The sequence below is a fragment of the Agromyces sp. NPDC056389 genome, from assembly GCF_042262385.1.
GTDB lineage: Bacteria > Actinomycetota > Actinomycetes > Actinomycetales > Microbacteriaceae > Agromyces.
This window is the reverse complement of record NZ_JBHJPN010000001.1, coordinates 668058-684655: the sequence shown is the minus strand read 5'-3', so window position 1 is coordinate 684655 and position 16598 is coordinate 668058. Positions and strand designations below refer to the sequence as shown.

The 16598-nt window shown below is 70.1% G+C and carries 16 protein-coding genes; 14 read left to right on the top strand and 2 right to left on the bottom strand.

The features are described 5' to 3' along the window. The first annotated feature begins 147 nt into the window (after window positions 1-147). Complete coding sequence (gene ffh, locus ACFCVM_RS03300) at window positions 148-1725, top strand: signal recognition particle protein (RefSeq protein WP_375833804.1); 1578 nt, start codon at window positions 148-150, stop codon at window positions 1723-1725. Window positions 1726-1733: 8 nt separating this feature from the next. After that, window positions 1734-2294, top strand: coding sequence for a hypothetical protein (locus ACFCVM_RS03295; RefSeq protein WP_375833801.1), 561 nt, complete (start codon window positions 1734-1736; stop codon window positions 2292-2294). A 34-nt stretch (window positions 2295-2328) separates the two neighbouring features. On the opposite strand, the gene ACFCVM_RS03290 is transcribed toward ACFCVM_RS03295, so the two are convergent. Then, entirely contained in the window at window positions 2329-3129 is an 801-nt protein-coding gene (locus tag ACFCVM_RS03290; RefSeq protein WP_375833799.1) for a spermidine synthase, read from the bottom strand. A 139-nt stretch (window positions 3130-3268) separates the two neighbouring features. Between ACFCVM_RS03290 and ACFCVM_RS03285 the strand changes: the two genes are divergently transcribed. Next, window positions 3269-4702: a GH1 family beta-glucosidase gene (locus ACFCVM_RS03285; protein WP_375833795.1), complete on the top strand. Its 1434-nt coding sequence runs from the start codon at window positions 3269-3271 to the stop codon at window positions 4700-4702. 18 nt (window positions 4703-4720) lie between these two features. Here ACFCVM_RS03285 and ACFCVM_RS03280 read toward each other — a convergent pair whose 3' ends face one another. Beyond that, window positions 4721-5890 (bottom strand): glutamate--cysteine ligase, encoded by a 1170-nt coding sequence (locus tag ACFCVM_RS03280; protein WP_375833792.1) that lies wholly within the window; start codon window positions 5888-5890, stop codon window positions 4721-4723. 144 nt (window positions 5891-6034) lie between these two features. On the opposite strand from ACFCVM_RS03280, the gene ACFCVM_RS03275 reads away from it, so the two are divergent. The 11 genes from ACFCVM_RS03275 (at window position 6035) to ACFCVM_RS03225 (ending at window position 16588) form a co-directional block, all read left to right on the top strand. Then, window positions 6035-6697 carry a GntR family transcriptional regulator gene (locus ACFCVM_RS03275; protein WP_375833789.1) on the top strand — a complete coding sequence of 221 codons (663 nt, stop codon included), beginning with the start codon at window positions 6035-6037 and terminating at the stop codon, window positions 6695-6697. 114 nt (window positions 6698-6811) lie between these two features. Beyond that, window positions 6812-7993: a branched-chain amino acid ABC transporter substrate-binding protein gene (locus tag ACFCVM_RS03270; RefSeq protein WP_375833786.1), complete on the top strand. Its 1182-nt coding sequence runs from the start codon at window positions 6812-6814 to the stop codon at window positions 7991-7993. Between the two features lie 55 nt (window positions 7994-8048). Beyond that, window positions 8049-8939, top strand: a complete 891-nt coding sequence (locus ACFCVM_RS03265) for a branched-chain amino acid ABC transporter permease (protein WP_056009660.1) — start codon at window positions 8049-8051, stop codon at window positions 8937-8939. A 1-nt stretch (window position 8940) separates the two neighbouring features. Further along, a complete protein-coding gene (locus ACFCVM_RS03260) occupies window positions 8941-10116 on the top strand; it encodes a branched-chain amino acid ABC transporter permease (protein WP_375833782.1) in 1176 nt (391 codons plus the stop codon). Next, window positions 10113-10958, top strand: coding sequence for an ABC transporter ATP-binding protein (locus tag ACFCVM_RS03255; RefSeq protein WP_375833779.1), 846 nt, complete (start codon window positions 10113-10115; stop codon window positions 10956-10958). The genes ACFCVM_RS03260 and ACFCVM_RS03255 overlap by 4 nt, the downstream gene beginning before the upstream one ends. Beyond that, window positions 10955-11665 carry an ABC transporter ATP-binding protein gene (locus ACFCVM_RS03250; RefSeq protein ID WP_375833777.1) on the top strand — a complete coding sequence of 237 codons (711 nt, stop codon included), beginning with the start codon at window positions 10955-10957 and terminating at the stop codon, window positions 11663-11665. Before ACFCVM_RS03255 ends, ACFCVM_RS03250 begins: the two co-directional genes overlap by 4 nt. 24 nt (window positions 11666-11689) lie before the next feature. Beyond that, entirely contained in the window at window positions 11690-12847 is a 1158-nt protein-coding gene (locus tag ACFCVM_RS03245; protein WP_375833774.1) for an NAD(P)/FAD-dependent oxidoreductase, read from the top strand. Continuing rightward, window positions 12844-13086: a (2Fe-2S)-binding protein gene (locus tag ACFCVM_RS03240; RefSeq protein ID WP_115957588.1), complete on the top strand. Its 243-nt coding sequence runs from the start codon at window positions 12844-12846 to the stop codon at window positions 13084-13086. Before ACFCVM_RS03245 ends, ACFCVM_RS03240 begins: the two co-directional genes overlap by 4 nt. After that, window positions 13083-14555 (top strand): FAD-dependent oxidoreductase, encoded by a 1473-nt coding sequence (locus ACFCVM_RS03235; protein WP_375833771.1) that lies wholly within the window; start codon window positions 13083-13085, stop codon window positions 14553-14555. Before ACFCVM_RS03240 ends, ACFCVM_RS03235 begins: the two co-directional genes overlap by 4 nt. A gap of 52 nt (window positions 14556-14607) precedes the next feature. After that, window positions 14608-15522 carry a dihydrodipicolinate synthase family protein gene (locus ACFCVM_RS03230; protein ID WP_375833769.1) on the top strand — a complete coding sequence of 305 codons (915 nt, stop codon included), beginning with the start codon at window positions 14608-14610 and terminating at the stop codon, window positions 15520-15522. 64 nt (window positions 15523-15586) lie between these two features. After that, the gene (locus ACFCVM_RS03225) at window positions 15587-16588 is read left to right on the top strand and encodes a proline racemase family protein (protein ID WP_375836639.1); all 1002 of its coding nucleotides are present in this window, start codon (window positions 15587-15589) and stop codon (window positions 16586-16588) included. The last annotated feature ends 10 nt before the right edge of the window (window positions 16589-16598 follow it).

The window sequence follows — 16598 nt, the reverse complement described above, 5'->3', positions numbered from 1 at the left end:
CGGAGATCTGCGATTCCGAGGACGGGCGCGGTCTGATCGGCCCTCGGAATCGCATATCTCCTCGTTTCGTGCGCTGCGACGCGGGACCGCGGCATCGCGAGCAACGCGGCAGAGGCGGCATCCGACCTCAATTAGACTTGGCGAACCATGGCTACCTTCGGAAACCTGTCTGACCGCCTCGCCGAGACCTTCAAGAATCTCCGCACCAAGGGCAAGCTCTCCGCGTCCGACGTCGACGGCACCGTCCGCGAGATCCGTCGCGCGCTGCTCGACGCCGACGTCTCGCTCGACGTCGTCAAGGAGTTCACGGCGCACGTGCGCGAACGCGCACTCGGCGACGAGGTCAACAAGGCGCTGAACCCGGCCCAGCAGGTCGTGCAGATCGTCAACGAAGAGCTCGTCCGCATCCTCGGCGGCGAGCAGCGGCGACTGCAGTTCGCGAAGAACCCGCCGACGGTCATCATGCTCGCGGGCCTCCAGGGTGCCGGTAAGACCACCCTCGCGGGCAAGCTCGCGAAGTGGCTCGCGAAAGAGGGGCACACGCCCCTGCTCGTCGCGGCCGACCTCCAGCGCCCGAACGCCGTGAACCAGCTGCAGGTCGTCGGCGGCCAGGCCGGCGTGCCGGTCTTCGCCCCCGAGCCCGGCAACGGCTCGGGCGACCCCGTGAAGGTCGCGAAGGACGCGGTGAAGCACGCCGAGCGCGCGCTGCACGACGTCGTCATCATCGACACCGCCGGTCGTCTCGGCGTCGACGCCGAGCTCATGAAGCAGGCGTCGAACATCCGCAAGGCGACGAACCCCGACGAGGTGCTCTTCGTCATCGACGCGATGATCGGTCAAGACGCCGTCAACACCGCGAAGGCCTTCCAGGAGGGCGTCGACTTCACGGGTGTCGTGCTCACCAAGCTCGACGGCGACGCACGCGGTGGTGCCGCGCTCAGCGTGGCCTCCGTCACCGGCCGTCCCATCATCTTCGCCTCGACCGGTGAGGGGCTCGACGACTTCGAACCGTTCCACCCCGACCGCATGGCGAGCCGCATCCTCGACCTCGGTGACATCCTCACCCTGATCGAGCAGGCGCAGTCGGCGTTCGACGAGGAAGAGGCGATGAAGGTCGCCGAGAAGTTCGCGACCGACACCTTCACGCTGAACGACTTCCTCGGCCAGATGCAGCAGCTGCGCGGCGCCGGTTCGATCAAGAAGATGCTCGGCATGCTGCCGGGCGCGGGCGGCATGAAGCAGCAGCTCGAGAACTTCGACGAGCGCGAGATCGTGCGCACCGAGGCGATCATCCAGTCGATGACGCCCGCCGAGCGCGAGAACACGAAGCTCCTGAACGGCTCGCGTCGCCTCCGCATCGCCAAGGGTTCGGGCATGACCGTCACCGACGTGAACCAGCTCGTCGCGCGCTTCGAGCAGGCCGCGAAGATGATGAAGACCGTCGCCCGCGGCGGCGTGCCGCAGATCCCGGGTATGGGTCCGCTGCCCGGCGGCGGCAGCCACGGCGGCGGCAAGCGCCAGTCGGGCAAGGGCAAGAAGTCGAACTCCTCGCGCTCGGGCAACCCCGCGAAGCGCGCCGCCGAGAACGCGGCGATCGCCTCGGGCGCGACGCCCGGCGCCGCGACGACGCCGACCGGTTCGGGCTTCGGCCTGGGCGGCGGCGGGGCGAAGGCCGCACCGAGCGAAGAAGAGCTCGCGGCCCTGCAGAAGATGCTGCGCCGCTAGCGTCGGCCATGGCTCAGGAGAAGCGCTTCCCCGAGCGACAGCGCTGCAGGAAGTGCGCCCAGAAGCTCGGCGGCCCCGGGGTTCCGGTCTACCAGGGGCTGTACTGCACGCCTCGGTGCGCAGGAATGGCGGAGCTGGTGCTCGACGCTGCGAACGCGCCTCGCGAGTGCAAGACCGAGCGCGGCGGCCAGTGGGAGTTCAAGCGCCGATATCGGAGTGAGATCGAGATTCCGGGCAAGCTCCGCGAGGACTCGTCGACGAGCTGGTACACCTGCCAGCACTGCGGCCACCTGCACATCGGGCACAGTCGCATCGACCTCGCGACTGAGACGCATCGCGTCCTCGGCGACCGGGCGGCACTGGCCGACTTCCTCGTCAAGAGCCGCGGCAATGCGACGCACAAGCAGGTCGCCGAGGTCGCGAGGATCCGTCCGATCCGGCTCAAGGAGCTCGAGGATCCGACCTCCGAGAAGGTCGACCTGAGCGCGCTCTTCTCAGTGCTCGCGGTCTACCGGGTCAAGCTCGCAGCCGTGCTCCGCGAGGATCGATCGAGGCGCCCAGCGCGCTGATCGAGGGAGAGCCGGTGCCGACCTGGATCTCCGGTTAGGCGTCGTGCCGCACGGTTCCCGCGAGCTCTTCGAGGGCGGGGCCGTCGACGACGGTCGCGCCGGTCGCCACCGACAGCGGGTCGGTCGAGAGCCAGTGCTCGGCCGATTCGGGGTCGAGCGGATGACGCGAAGCCACGATGATCGTATTGCCCGGCGCCACACGCCTGAGCACGGCTTCCGAGCCGATCACGAGCGCGTGGGGGAGCAGGTCGAGCACCGCGGCGAGCGTGTCGCCCGTCACCCTCGGCTCCGCCCCGTTGAGGCAGTTGACGATCACCACGCCGCCGGGTGACAGGAGCGCCACGAGTTCGGCGAAAAAGTCGATCGTCGTGACGTGGCGAGGCACGGCGCCGCCCGAGAAGACGTCGACGAGCACGAGGTCCCACTGATCGTCGCCGTCGCCGGCGAGCCGCTGCACCTCCGCTCTGGCGTCGCCGATGGCGAGCTCGATCGGGGCGTCGGCGGGCAGCGGCACGTACTGCGTCACGTACGCGAGCAGCTCCGGATACAGCTCGACGACGCGCTGGCGGCTCGCGGGGTGCAGGGCGTGCACGTACCGCGGGAGCGTGAGGGCGCCCGCGCCGAGATGCAGCACCGCGGGCGCCTCGCCCGGAAGCGTGGCGAGCACGGCGGCGATGCGGCGAACATAGGGCAGCTGCAGGTCGCGCGGGTCGTCGGGGTTGACGTGCGATTGCGTGACGTCGTCGATGACGAGCGAGTAGCCGCCGTTCGTGCCCCGATCGGGCTGGAGCTCCGCTCGGAAGGCTGCGGTCTCGAGGATCGGCGGAGTCTCCATTCCTCGACCCTAGGCGATGCCGGAGCGGTGCAGCCGCGGTGCCGAGCGGCATCGGATGATTTGCTTACAAGTCTGTAAGCGAGGCGCGGTACAGTGAGATCCGCGGCGTTCCGGCCGCGGGGAAATGGAGCACTGGACGATGGCGATCGGCACCCCCGACTACCGAGACACCGGCCTCGAGTTCGGAGAGGACTTCCTCTTCGGTTCGGCCACGGCCTCGTATCAGATCGAGGGCGCGGTGCACGAAGACGGCCGGGGCCCGTCGATCTGGGACACCTTCAGCCACACCCCGGGCAAGGTCTGGAACGGCGACACCGGCGACACCGCATGCGACCACTACCACCGCCTCGAGGAAGACCTCGACCTCATGGTGCGGCTCGGCCTCGAGGCGTACCGGTTCTCGATCGCCTGGCCGCGAATCCAGCCGTCCGGTCGTGGCGAGGCAAACGAGGCGGGCCTCGCGTTCTACGAGCGCCTCGTCGACGGGCTCATCACCCGCGGCATCCGCCCGATCGCGACGCTCTACCACTGGGACCTGCCGCAAGCGCTCGAAGACGAGGGCGGCTGGGCGAACCGCGCCACCGCCCTCGCCTTCGCCGACTACGCCCGCATCGTCGGCGAGCGGCTCGGCGACCGCGTGGCCGTGTGGACGACCCTCAACGAGCCGTGGTGCAGCGCGTACCTCGGCTACGGATCGGGCGCGCACGCCCCCGGCCTCATGGACGGCGCGAAGGCGCTCGCCGCGGTGCATCACCTGAACCTCGCGCACGGACTCGCGATCACCGCCCTCCGCGGGGTCGTGACGAACGACCCCGGCTACTCGATCACGCTGAACCTCCACGTGATCCGGCCGTCGGGAGACGGCGGCGCTGAAGCCGCCCGCCGCATCGACGGCCTCGCGAACCGGGTCTTCCTCGGGCCGCTCCTCGGCGACGGCTACCCGGCCGACGTGATCGCCGACACTGCGGAGGTGACCGACTGGTCGTTCGTGCTGCCGGGCGACAGCGAGCTGATCGCCCAGCCGATCGACCTGCTCGGCGTCAACTACTACTCGACCGTGACGGTCGACATGTGGGACGGCGTCTCGCCGCGCGTGAACGCCGACGGCCACAAGGACATGGGCGGCACGCCGTGGCCCGGGTCGGAGCAGGTCGAGTTCCTCGTACAGCCGGGGCCATACACCGATATGGGCTGGAACATCGACCCCTCGGGCCTCGAAGACCTGCTCGTCTCGCTCAGCGAGCGCTACCCCGAGCTGCAGCTCATGGTGACCGAGAACGGTGCCGCCTTCCCCGATGTCGTCGTCGAGGGCCCCGACGGGCCCGCCGTGCACGACGTCGAGCGCATCGACTACCTGCGCCGGCACTTCACCGCGGCGCACCGGGCGATGGCGCGCGGCGTCGACCTGCGCGGCTACCAGGTCTGGTCACTCATGGACAACTTCGAGTGGGGCTACGGCTACTCCAAGCGCTTCGGCATCGTGCGCGTCGACTACGACACCTTCGAGCGACTGCCGAAAGACAGCGCGCTCTGGTACGCCGAGCTGATCCGCACACGGCGCCTGCCGGGCTAGTCGGCGGTCGCTGCATCGTCAGGCGGTGGCGGATGCCGCGGGCGGCTCGTTCTCGATGCCGTCGCGCAGCTCGCGGGCGAGGTGGGCCACCACGGCCCGGAGGTCGCCGCCTGCTGCCTCTGCGACCCGCAGCTGGCGGGTGTAGCTCGCACCGGAATCGAGCATGGCGCGCACCTGCTGCAGCTCGGCGCCGCAGCCGAGCCGATCGGCGATCGGCGCCAGGGTGGTCAGCAGCTCGCGCAGATCGTCGGCGACCGGGCGCTCGGTGCCCGCGACATCCGTGATCACCTCGGCCTCGAGACCGTACCGCGCAGCTCGCCACTTGTTCTCGCGCACGTACCAGGGCTGGAGCACCGTGAGGGTGCCCCCCTCGTCGAGCCGGGTGCTCATCCACTCCACGAGGCACTGCACGAGCGCGCCGATCGCGGCGATCTCGGCGGCGGTCGAGAGGCCGTCGCAGACGCGCACCTCGACCGTGCCCCACTTCGGCGACGGTCGGATGTCCCAGCGCACCTCGCTGTGGTCGTCGATCACGCCCGTGCGCACGAGGTCGTCGACGTAGCGCTCGTAGGCGGACCAGTCGGCGAGCGGATAGGGCAGCCCGGCCGTCGGCAGCTGCTGGAACATGAGGGCGCGGTTGGAGGCGTAGCCCGTGTCGACGCCGGCCCAGAACGGGCTCGAGGCCGAGAGCGCCTGCAGGTGCGGGAGGTAGGCGAGGAGGCCGTCGAGGATCGGCAGTGCCTTGTCGCGGTCCTCGATGCCGACGTGCACGTGCACGCCCCAGATCATCATGTTGCGACCCCACCAGCGCGTGCGCTCGATGAGCTTGTGATACCTCGGCTTGTCGGTGAGGTGCTGGTCGTACCACTGGCTGAACGGGTGGGAGCCGGCGCAGACGAGATCGTACTCGCCGATGCCGTCGATGACGGCGCGCACCTCGGCGAGCTGGTGCTCGAGGTCGGCGACGGCACCCGCCACGGTCTCGTGCACGTCGCTCACGAGTTCGACGGTGTTCGTCAGGAGCTCGGAGGTGATGAACGGATGGTGCTCGCCCTCGCTGCCCGCATCGAGCGCGTCGAGCACCTGGCCGGCCACCGAGGCCAGCTCTCCGGTGGTGCGATCGACGATCGCGATCTCCCATTCGAGCCCGACGGTGGATCGCGCCGATCGTGCGAACTCGATCGCCATGCGACCACCCCCGTTCCGCGCCTCACGGCGCAGGGCAATCATGACACGCAGGGCCTGCTCCGCTGCGGCACGCGGGTCACAGGGCGCCATCTGCAGCGGCACCCGCGACTACGCTGTGGTGCATGACGTACCAGGGAAGCCGCTATGAATGACTCGTCGCTGCTGGCGGAGGTCGTGAGCCTGAGAGAACAGGTCGAGCGCGCGATGTCGTCGCGCATCGTCGCGGGCGAGTACGAGCCCGGCGCGGTGCTCACCGTTCCCACGATGGCCGCCGAGTTCGGTGTCAGCGCGACCCCGGTGCGTGAGGCGATGCTGAACCTCGCCCGCCGCGGATTCCTCGCGCCGATGCGCAACCGCGGATTCCGGGTCACCGAGGTGTCGCTCGACGAGCTCCGCCAGCTCCGCGAGGTGCGACTGCTGCTCGAGGTGCCGCCGATGCGCCAGCTCGCCGGGCACGTGTCCGACGCTGCGGCCGGGCGACTGCGCGAACTCGCCGCCGAGATCGTGCGTGCCGGCGATGAGGGCCGGTTCCAGGACTACCTCGAGGCAGACACGGCCTTCCACATGACCCTGCTCGAGCTGACCGGCAACCAGTTCCTCGTGTCGCTCGTCGGCGAGCTGCGCGAGCAGACGCGGTTGACCGGGCTCGTCGAGCTCGCCGAGACGGGTGCCCTGACCGAATCGGCGCTTGAGCACGCCGAGCTCGTGCAACTCCTCATCGACGGCGAGGGCGATGCCGCGACTGAGCTGATGCGCCGCCACATCGGGCATGTCGGCGGCATCTGGAGCGGCGAAGACGAGGACTGAGGTCCGCCTCCGCGCCGTCCGTGGCGCACCGGCTTGCGCGCAGCGTCCGTGGCAGTAATATGTCACATATCGCCATCCGGCGATGAGGCACTGTCGTACTCGAAGGAGAGTCACATGCAGTTCGGATCCCGGCGCCGCAAGCGCCTCCTCCACGTCGCCGCCGCAGCAGGCGTCCTCGCACTGACCGCGGGATGCTCGAGCGGCCTCGCCGGTGGAGGGTCGGAAGCCGCCGACGACGGACCCATCAAGATCGGCATGCTCGCGCCCTTCTCGGGCAGCGAGTCGGCGTTCGGCGAGTACATGCAGAACGGCGCGCAGCTCGCCGTGAACGAGATCAACGCCGACGGCGGCGTGCTCGGCCGCGACCTCGAGCTCCTCGTCGAAGACGACGCGTGCGACGCGACGACCGCGGTGTCGGGCGCCAATAAGCTCGTCACCGACGGCATCGTCGCCTCGGTCGGCGGTTACTGCTCGGGCGCGACGCTCCCGACGCTGCCGATCTTCGACGAGGCCGGCATCCCGATGGTGATTCCCGCCGCGAACTCGAACGAACTCGTCGACCAGGGCCTGCCCGGTGTCTTCCTCATCAACGGCACCGGCGACCAGCAGGCCGAAGCCGCCGTGACGTACGCGAAGCAGATCGGTGCGACGAACGTCGCGGTCGTCGACGACGCGACGAGCTACTCGGCCGACCTCGCGGGCGCGTTCACCGAGCAGGCCACCGCCGCCGGACTCGACGTCGTCGTGAGCGAGACCGTCACCCCCGGTGAGAACGACTACTCCGCGGTCGCGACGACGCTCGCGACCGAGCAGCCCGCGCTCGTCTACTGGACCGGCTACTACCAGGAGGGCGGACTCATCGCCCGCCAGTCGCAGGATGCCGGATTCGACGGCGTGTTCCTCGTCGCCGACGGCTCGGTCGATGCCAAGTTCGCCGAGATCGCGGGCGAGGGCTACACCGACGACGTCGTGGGCACCTTCACGCAGACGCCCGACATGATCGAGGGCGCCGACCAGTGGATCGCCGACTACGAGGAGCTCGCCGGCAACCCGCCCGGCCCCTACTCGACTCAGGCGTACGACGCCGTGCGCGTGATGGCGCAGGCCATCGAGGATGCCGGAGACACCGAGTTCGACAACGTGGTGGCTGGGCTCGAGGGCCTGAAGGACTTCGACACCTTCGCCGGGCCGCTCACGTTCACCGACACCCACACCCTGTCGGGCGGCGGATTCGTGATCGTCGCCATCGATCCCACGACCGGCGCGTTCGTCCTCGAGGACGACCTGCAGGGTTGACGCGGCGGGGCGGGGCCCCGGCCCCGCCCCGACTCGTCGGAAGGACTTCTCTGCAATGATGCAGCTCATCTGGAACGGTCTCATCGTCGGATCGTTCTACGCCCTCGTCGCGCTCGGCTACAGCATGGTCTACGGGATCATCAAGCTCCTGAACTTCGCGCACGGCGACATCTACATGCTCGGCGCCTTCGTCGGGTTCTTCACGCTCTCGGCGTTCGGCATCTCGAACGAGACCTCGATCCCGCTGCTGCTCGTGGTGCTCCTGCTGTCGATGGTCACCACCGGCCTCATCGGCGTCGGAATCGAACGCATCGCCTACCGTCCGCTGCGCCGGAGCCCGCGGCTCGCGGTGCTCATCACGGCGATCGGCGTCTCGTTCACGCTCGAGTACGGCGTGCGCCAGATCTTCGGTCCGAACCCCGAGGCGTTCCCGATCCGCCTGGAATCGAGCGGGTTCGACGTGCTCGGCATGCGCGTCACCGCCTCCCAGATCGTGCTCGTCGTCATCGCTGCCGTGCTCATGCTCGTGCTCGCCCACATCGTGGAACGCACGCGTCAGGGCCGCGCGATGCGGGCCATCGCCCTCGACCCGACCGGCGCGCAGCTCATGGGCGTCAACGTCGACCGGGTGATCGCGATGGTGTTCTTCATCGGATCCGCGCTCGCCGGGGCCGCCGGCGTGATGGCCGGCGCCTACTACGGGTCGATCGACTTCCTCATGGGCTTCATCATCGGGCTGAAGGCGTTCACCGCCGCCGTCATCGGCGGCATCGGCAACCTGTACGGCGCCATGCTCGGCGGCGTGCTGCTCGGCATGCTCGAGTCATTCGGCTCGGCATGGTTCGGCGGCGAATGGCGGGATGTGTTCGCCTTCGGGTTTCTCATCCTGTTCCTGACGCTGAAACCCACGGGCCTGCTCGGCGCCCGCGTCGTGGAGAGGATGTGACATGGCCCGCGATCTGGACCACGCCCTGAAGCACGTGCCGTTGCGTGCCCCCGCGCCGCTGTTCGAGCGGCCGCAGGCGCCGAACGGCGTCTTCACCTCCCAGCGCGGCTTCATGCGGGCGCTCGGCCTCGTGGCCGTCATCCTGGTGGCGGTGCTGCCGTTCGTGGACGCCTCCCGTTACACGATGTCGATCGCCACGAGTGCGCTCATCTACGTGATGCTCTGCATGGGCCTGAACGTGGTGGTCGGCTACGCCGGGCTCCTCGACCTCGGCTACATCGCGTTCTTCGCCGTCGGCGCCTACATCTCCGGCATCTTCACGACGGTGCTCGGCTGGCCGATGTGGGCCGCGCTCATCGCGACGATCGTCGCCTGCATCACGGCGGGCATCATCATCGGTGCGCCGACCCTGCGCCTCAGGAGCGACTACCTGGCGATCGTGACCCTCGGGTTCGGCGAGATCATCCGCATCACGGCCAACAACCTGAAGATCACCGGAGGCCCGTCGGGCATCCACGGGATCCCCACCTGGAGCTTCGGCCCGTGGAGCTTCGACGACGGCTTCAACCTGTTCGGCATCGACTTCCCCGAGCGCGTGGTGTTCTACTACTTCGTCGCACTCGTCGTGATCGTCGTCGGCGTGATCGGTGCCGGGCGACTCGCCAAGGGGCGCCTCGGTCGTGCCTGGAAGGCCGTGCGCGACGACGAGGACGCCGCCGAGGCGATGGGCATCAACACCTACATCGCCAAGATCTCGGCCTACATCATCGGTGCCGTCTGGGCCGGCATGGCCGGTCAGCTGATGGCGACCCACCTCTCGGCGATCAGCCCGAACAGCTTCCAGTTCCTCTATTCGGCACTGATACTCATGGCCGTGGTGCTCGGCGGCATGGGCTCGACGCCCGGGGTCATCATCGGCGCGCTGTTCGTGTCGCTCGCACCCGAGCTGCTGCGCGACTTCGCCGAGTGGCGCTACCTGATCTTCGGCGTGCTGCTCGTCGTCGTCATGCTGTTCCGTCCCTCAGGGCTCTGGCCCGCCACCGCCGTGCTGCCCTGGCTGCGGCGCACCCGCCCGATTCCGCCGGCCTTCACCGAGGCGACCGCCGTGCCGGCGAGCGTCATGGAGTCGGTCGACGGCACGCCGACGACCGATGCGCACGAAGGAGACCGCGTATGAGCGCCCTGCTCGAGGTGAGCGACCTCCGGCTGCAGTTCGGCGGCGTGACCGCCGTCGACGGACTCAGCTTCGAGGTGCGCGAGGGCGAGATCCTCGCGGTCATCGGGCCGAACGGGGCCGGCAAGACGAGTGCGTTCAACTGCATCTCGGGCTTCTACCTGCCGACGGCGGGCTCGGTGGTCTTCGACGGCAAGGCGATCGTGCCGGCCGTGCCCGGAATCTGGCGCCGGCTCGGACTCGTGAACCTCCTGCAGAGCTTCGGCTTCTACCGGGTGCTCCCGTCACGGGTGACGAAGTGGGGGATGGCGCGCACGTTCCAGAACCTCCGGTTGTTCCGAGAGCTGTCGGTGCTCGAGAACGTCACGACGGCGATGCACGCGAACCTCCGCGAGGGGTTCTGGGCGACGCTGCTGCACACGCCCGGCTACCGTCGCGCCGAAGCGGCGTGCGTCCGCGAGGCTCGGGGCTGGCTCGACTTCGTCGGCTTCGAGGACGACGAGCAGCTCTACGTCACGCAATTGCCGTACGGCGAGCAGCGCAGGGTCGAGATCGCGCGCGCGCTCGCCACGAGCCCGAAGCTCCTGCTGCTCGACGAACCCGCTGCTGGCCTGAACTTCAACGAGAAGCAGGCGCTCATGCGACTCATCCGGAAGATCAGGGGGCTCGGTGTCGCCGTGGTGCTCATCGAACACGACATGGGACTCGTCATGGAACTCGCCGAACGCATCGTGGTCCTGAACTATGGCAAGGAGATCGCCGACGGGGCTCCCGACGTCGTGAAGCGGGACCCGGCCGTGATCGAGGCCTACCTCGGCGTCGACGAGAGCGAGGACGCATCATGACGCTGCTCGAAGTACGCGACGCCGACGTCGTCTACGGCAGGGTGCATGCGCTCCGCGAGCTCAGCTTCACGGTCGGCGAGGGCGAGATCGTGTGCCTGCTCGGCAACAACGGCGCGGGCAAGTCGACGACCATGAACATGCTCTCGGGCCTCGTGCGCCCGCGCTCGGGTTCGGTGACCTGGAACGGGATGGACCTCACGACGGCCAAGCCATGGGACATCGTCTCCGCGGGGCTCATCCACGTCCCGGAAGGGCGACGGATCTTCTCGACCATGACGGTGCACGAGAACCTGCTGCTCGGCGGCTACACGGTGCGCGACCAGCAGGCGATCGCGTCGCGGCTCGACGAGGTGTACGCCATGATGCCGCGCCTCGCCGAGCGGCGCGCGCAGCAGGGCGGCACCCTCTCGGGCGGCGAGCAGCAGATGGTCGCGATCGGCCGGGCGCTGATCGGCGGGCCGAAGCTGCTGCTGCTCGACGAGCCGTCGATGGGCCTCGCGCCCCTCGTCGTGAAGCAGGTCATGGAGATCATCGCCGCGGTGAACGCGGCGGGCACGACGGTGCTGCTCGTCGAGCAGAATGCCCGCGCCGCCCTGAAGATCGCCGATCGAGCGTACGTCGTCGAGACCGGCAGTGCCACGCTCGAGGGCCCGGCCGCCGATCTCGCGGAGGATCCACGTGTCATCGAGGCCTACCTCGGTGGTTGACTGGCGACGAGGAGGAGGTGCATCGTGCGAGTCGCGGTGATCGGTTCGGGCATCGTCGGTGCCGCATGCGCGCTGGCGCTCGTCGAGGGCGGCGCCGACGTCGTCGTGATCGACCGGGTCGGCGTGGCCGGCGAGACATCCAGTCGCTGCGAGGGCAACCTGCTCGTCAGCGACAAGGCCCCGGGAGCCGAGGCCGACCTCGCGGTCGCCTCGAATGCGATGTGGCGGGAGCTCGCCGAGCGGCTCGACGCCGACCGGCCGCCGGGCCAGCCGGCGACCGAGTTCGAGGCGAAGGGCGGCATCGTCGTCGCATTCGACGGCGGTGAGGCGGCGCTCGAGCGGTTCGCCGCGGCGCAGCGGGTCACCGGCATCCGCGCCGAGGCGATGGATGTCGCGGCGCTCGCCGCGGCCGAGCCGCACCTGTCTCCCGAGGTCGTGCACGCCGTGCACTATCCCGACGACGCACAGATCCAGCCGTCGACGGCGACGCAGGCGCTGCTCGACACGGCGATCCGCGCCGGCGCCCGACTCCTGATCGGCGAGGTGACCGGCTCGCTCGGCCGGCCGGGGCACCTCTCGGGCGTGATGACGACGGCCGGGCCGATCGCGGCCGATGTCGTCGTGAACTGCGCGGGGCCCTGGGCCGGCGAGGTCGCGGCGCGCCTCGGTGCCCGCCTCGACATCCGACCGCGACGCGGCGTGATCCTCGTGACGACGCCGATGCCGCAACGCGTCTTCCACAAGGTCTACGACAGCGACTACGTGGGTGCCGTCGGCTCGGGCGACGCAGCCCTGCAGACCTCGACCGTCGTGGAGTCGACCCCGGGCGGCACGGTGCTGATCGGCTCGAGCCGTGAACGCGTCGGGTTCGACGACCGGCCGGGCGTCGCCCCCGCTGCGGCGATCGCGGCGAAGGCGCTGCGGCTGTTCCCCTTCCTCGAGGCGACCACGCTGCTCCGCAGCTACTTCGGCTTCCGCCCGTACGCTCCCGACCACCTGCCGGTCATCGGCGCCGACCCCGACGTCGCGGGCCTCGTGCACGCGACCGGTCATGAGGGCGCCGGCATCGGACTCGCGCCCGCCACCGCCGAACTCGTCGCGCACGCCGTGCTCGGCGCATCCACCGATCTCGACCCGACCCCGTTCCTGCCGGGCCGGGCCAGCCTGCAGGAGACCGCATGATCCGCATCACCGTCGACGACGAGGCCATCGAAGGGCGTGACGGCCAGACCATCGCCGGCGTGCTCATCGGCGCTGGTCGCACGGCGTGGCGCACGGCGCAAACGGGCGACCGCGGTGTGTTCTGCGGCATCGGCGTCTGCCACGACTGCCTCGTGACCGTGAACGACGTCGAGGGCGTGCGCGCGTGCCAGCGCGAGGCCGTCGACGGCGACCGGGTGGAGCGCGAGGTGCGCGCGTGACGCGCGCGACCGGCCTCACCGGCACGACCGGAGTGCGGCGCGTCGCGATCCTCGGCGGCGGCCCCGCCGGGCTCGCCGCGGCGCAGGCCGCGCTCGCCGCCGGAGCGCACGTCACGCTGCTCGACGAGGGCGGCCGACTCGGCGGCCAGTACTGGCGGCATCACGAAGAGCTCACCGATCGGCGCCTCCAGCACGGGTGGGCGCGGTTCGAGCGGCTCAGGGGAGTGCTCGACCGCACCGAGGTGCACAGCGGGGCGAGCGTCTGGTCGGCCGAGGCATCCGATGGCGGTGTGCGGTTGCGTGCCGTGGTCGGTGCTGCGGATGCCGCGGGGCGCACGGCGCTCGACATCGAGGCCGACGCCGTCGTCGTCGCGACGGGCGCCCACGATCTCGCCCTGCCGGTTCCCGGGTGGACGCTTCCCGGCGTCACGACCGCCGGCGCCGCCCAGGCGCTCGCGAAGCGCGACGGCGTCGCGGTCGGGCGGCGCACGGTCGTGAGCGGTGCGGGGCCGTTCCTGCTGCCCGTCGCGCAGTCGCTCGCCATCGCCGGTTCAGAGGTCGTCGGGGTGCACGAGGCATCCCGCTTCGGCGCGCTCGCGGCGGGGTGGCTGCCGCGGCCGTGGCAGCTCGCGGGCAAGGCCGGCGAACTCGTCGAGTACGTGGGCGCGCTCGCCCGCCACCGCATCCCGTACCGCATCGGCAGCGGCGTCGTGCGAGTGCTCGGCGCAGATCGGGTCGAGGGCGTCGTCGTCTCGGCGCTCGATGCCGAGTGGCGGCCCATCGCCGGCACCGAGCGGGAGGTCGCGTGCGACTCCGTGGCGCTCGGGCACGGGTTCACGCCGCGCCTCGAGGTGGCGATCGCGCTGGGGGCCGCGATCGAGGGGGATCGCCGCGGGCGTTTCGTCGTCATCGACGAGGCGCAGCGCACGAGCGTGCCCGGCGTCTACGCGGCCGGGGAGATCACCGGCATCGGCGGTGCGGATGCCGCGCTCGCCGAAGGCGCCGTGGCGGGCTTCATGGCCGCCGGCGGCTCACTCGACGACGACCGCATCCGCGGTCCGCTCGCCGTGCGACGACGCATGCACGCCTTCGCGGCGCGACTCGAGCGCGCGCACGGCATCCGGCCCGGCTGGACGTCGTGGCTCGCCGACGACACCGTCGTGTGCCGGTGCGAGAACGTCACGCGCCGTACGATCGCCGACCGGGCCGATGCGCCGCTCCGGGCCATGAAGCTCGCGACGCGGGCCGGGCTGGGTCCCTGCCAGGGGCGCACCTGCGGCCGGGCGGTCGAAGCGATCGTGGCGGATGCCGGCGGGGCGCCCGAGGGATTCGACCGGCGCCCGGTGCTCGCACCGGTGCGGCTCGGCGAGGTTGCGGCGCTCATGCGGGAGAGCGGCGTCGTCGCGGCCGCGACCGTGCGCCCCGATGTCGACGAGCCGACGGTTGCCACCGTCGATGGAGCGGAGTAATATGTCACATATTACAGATCCGCGATCAGCGGACCAGAGAACGGAAGATCAGATGACCAGCACCATGGACCTCGGCGGCGTCGTCGTCGCCACGACGCTCGCCTTCACCGCAGACGACTCGGCGCCCGCCGGGCTCGCGGTGGACTACGACAAGTTCGCCGAGCACGTCGACTTCCTGATGAGCAACGGATGCCGCGGCGTCGGTCCGAACGGTTCGCTCGGCGAGTACTCCTCGCTCACCGACGAGGAACGGCGCAAGGTGATCCAGGTCGCCGTCGAGGCCGTCGACGGCCGCGGCATCGTCATCGCCGGTGCCCACGGGGTCGGCAGCCACCAGGCGCGCACGTGGGCGGAGTGGGCCCGCGAAGACGGCGCCGACGGCGTGCTGCTGCTGCCGCCCACGGTCTACCGCGCCAACGAGGGCGAGGTCATCGCGCACTACGAGGAGGTCGCAAAGGTCGGGCTGCCGATCATGGCGTACAACAACCCCTTCGACACCAAGGTCGACCTCGTGCCGTCGCTCGTGGCGAAGCTCGCGGAGATTCCCGAGGTCGTGGCGATCAAGGAGTTCTCGGGCGATGTGCGCCGGGTCTACGAGATCAAGGAACTCTGCGACATCGACATCATCGCCGGTGCCGACGACGTGCTGTTCGAGCTCATGGTGAATGGTGCGGTCGGCTGGTTCGCGGGCTACCCGAACGCCTTCCCGAAGGAGGCGGTCGAGCTCTACAACCTGCTCGTCGAGGGCAAGTGGCACGAGGCGCGCGAGCTCTACACGCAGCTCGTCGCCGTGTTCCGCTGGGACTCGCGCACCGAGTTCGTGCAGGCGATCAAGCTCTCGATGGACGTCTGCGGCAACTCGTACGGCGGACCGACGCGCCCGCCGCGAGGCCCGTTGAGCGACGAGCAGCGCGCCCAGGTCACCATCGACACCGAGCGTGCACTCGCCGCCCTGGCGGCTCGCTGATGCGTGGGTCGTCGGCGCAGCGTCGAGGCCGTCGTTCGCCGCAGAGTTCGACGGCGGCTCGCTGATGCGTGGGCGTCGGGTCATCTCGGCCGTCGACTCGCACACCGAGGGCATGCCGACCCGCGTCGTCACCGGAGGCGTCGGCCGGATCCCCGGCGCCACCATGAACGACCGGCGCATCTACGCCATGGAGCACCTCGACGGGCTGCGCGGCCTCCTCATGAACGAGCCGCGCGGCCACGCCTCGATGTCGGGCGCGCTCCTGCAGCCGGCCGCGCGCGACGACGCCGATTGGGGTGTCGTCTTCATCGAGGCGAGCGGATTCCTGCCGATGTGCGGCCACGGCACGATCGGCGTCGCGACGGTGCTCGTCGAGACGGGCATGGTCGAGGTCGTCGAACCCGTGACCGAGATCCGGCTCGACGTGCCCGCCGGGCTCGTCATCGCGCGGGTCGCGGTCGAGGGCGGGCGCGCGGTGCACGTCACGATCGAGAACGTGCCGAGCTTCGTCGAGCGACTGGATGCCTCGATCGAGGTGCCCGGCTTCGGCACCGTGCCCTACTCCGTCGCCTTCGGCGGCAACTTCTACGCGCTCGTCGAACTCGACGACGTCGGACTGCCGTTCGATCGAGCCCGGAAGGACGACATCGTCGCCGCCGGGCTCGCGATCATGGAGGCGATCAACACCGAGGCCCCGCCGCGGCATCCGGAGCTCGACGGGGCGAACCACGTGCATCACGTCGAGTTCATCGCGCCCGGCTCCGATGCGGTCCGGTCGCGGCACGCGATGGCGATCCATCCGGGCTGGTTCGACCGCTCGCCGTGCGGCACCGGCACCTCGGCGCGCATGGCCGAGCTGTACGCGCGCGGCGAGCTCGCACTCGAGACGGATTTCGTCAACGAGTCGTTCATCGGCACCGAGTTCACCGGGCGCCTGCTGCGCGAGACCGTCGTCGGCGGCGTGCCCGCCGTGGTTCCGACGATCACCGGCCGGGCGTGGGTCACGGGGCTCGGCCAGTACTTCCTCGATGACGACGACCCGTTCCCCGAGGGCTTCGTCTTCTGACCATCGGCAC

What these genes read in the sequence shown, in the direction of transcription:
- ACFCVM_RS03255 (WP_375833779.1), top strand. Translation starts at nt 10,113, where the DNA reads ATGAGCGCCCTGCTCGAGGTGAGCGACCTCCGGCTGCAGTTCGGCGGC.
- ACFCVM_RS03250 (WP_375833777.1), top strand. Translation starts at nt 10,955, where the DNA reads ATGACGCTGCTCGAAGTACGCGACGCCGACGTCGTCTACGGCAGGGTG.
- ACFCVM_RS03270 (WP_375833786.1), top strand. Translation starts at nt 6,812, where the DNA reads ATGCAGTTCGGATCCCGGCGCCGCAAGCGCCTCCTCCACGTCGCCGCC.
- ACFCVM_RS03225 (WP_375836639.1), top strand. Translation starts at nt 15,587, where the DNA reads ATGCGTGGGCGTCGGGTCATCTCGGCCGTCGACTCGCACACCGAGGGC.
- ACFCVM_RS03230 (WP_375833769.1), top strand. Translation starts at nt 14,608, where the DNA reads ATGACCAGCACCATGGACCTCGGCGGCGTCGTCGTCGCCACGACGCTC.
- ACFCVM_RS03280 (WP_375833792.1), bottom strand. Translation starts at nt 5,890, where the DNA reads ATGGCGATCGAGTTCGCACGATCGGCGCGATCCACCGTCGGGCTCGAA.
- ACFCVM_RS03290 (WP_375833799.1), bottom strand. Translation starts at nt 3,129, where the DNA reads ATGGAGACTCCGCCGATCCTCGAGACCGCAGCCTTCCGAGCGGAGCTC.
- ACFCVM_RS03260 (WP_375833782.1), top strand. Translation starts at nt 8,941, where the DNA reads ATGGCCCGCGATCTGGACCACGCCCTGAAGCACGTGCCGTTGCGTGCC.
- ACFCVM_RS03295 (WP_375833801.1), top strand. Translation starts at nt 1,734, where the DNA reads ATGGCTCAGGAGAAGCGCTTCCCCGAGCGACAGCGCTGCAGGAAGTGC.
- ACFCVM_RS03275 (WP_375833789.1), top strand. Translation starts at nt 6,035, where the DNA reads ATGAATGACTCGTCGCTGCTGGCGGAGGTCGTGAGCCTGAGAGAACAG.
- ACFCVM_RS03240 (WP_115957588.1), top strand. Translation starts at nt 12,844, where the DNA reads ATGATCCGCATCACCGTCGACGACGAGGCCATCGAAGGGCGTGACGGC.
- ACFCVM_RS03265 (WP_056009660.1), top strand. Translation starts at nt 8,049, where the DNA reads ATGATGCAGCTCATCTGGAACGGTCTCATCGTCGGATCGTTCTACGCC.
- ffh (WP_375833804.1), top strand. Translation starts at nt 148, where the DNA reads ATGGCTACCTTCGGAAACCTGTCTGACCGCCTCGCCGAGACCTTCAAG.
- ACFCVM_RS03285 (WP_375833795.1), top strand. Translation starts at nt 3,269, where the DNA reads ATGGCGATCGGCACCCCCGACTACCGAGACACCGGCCTCGAGTTCGGA.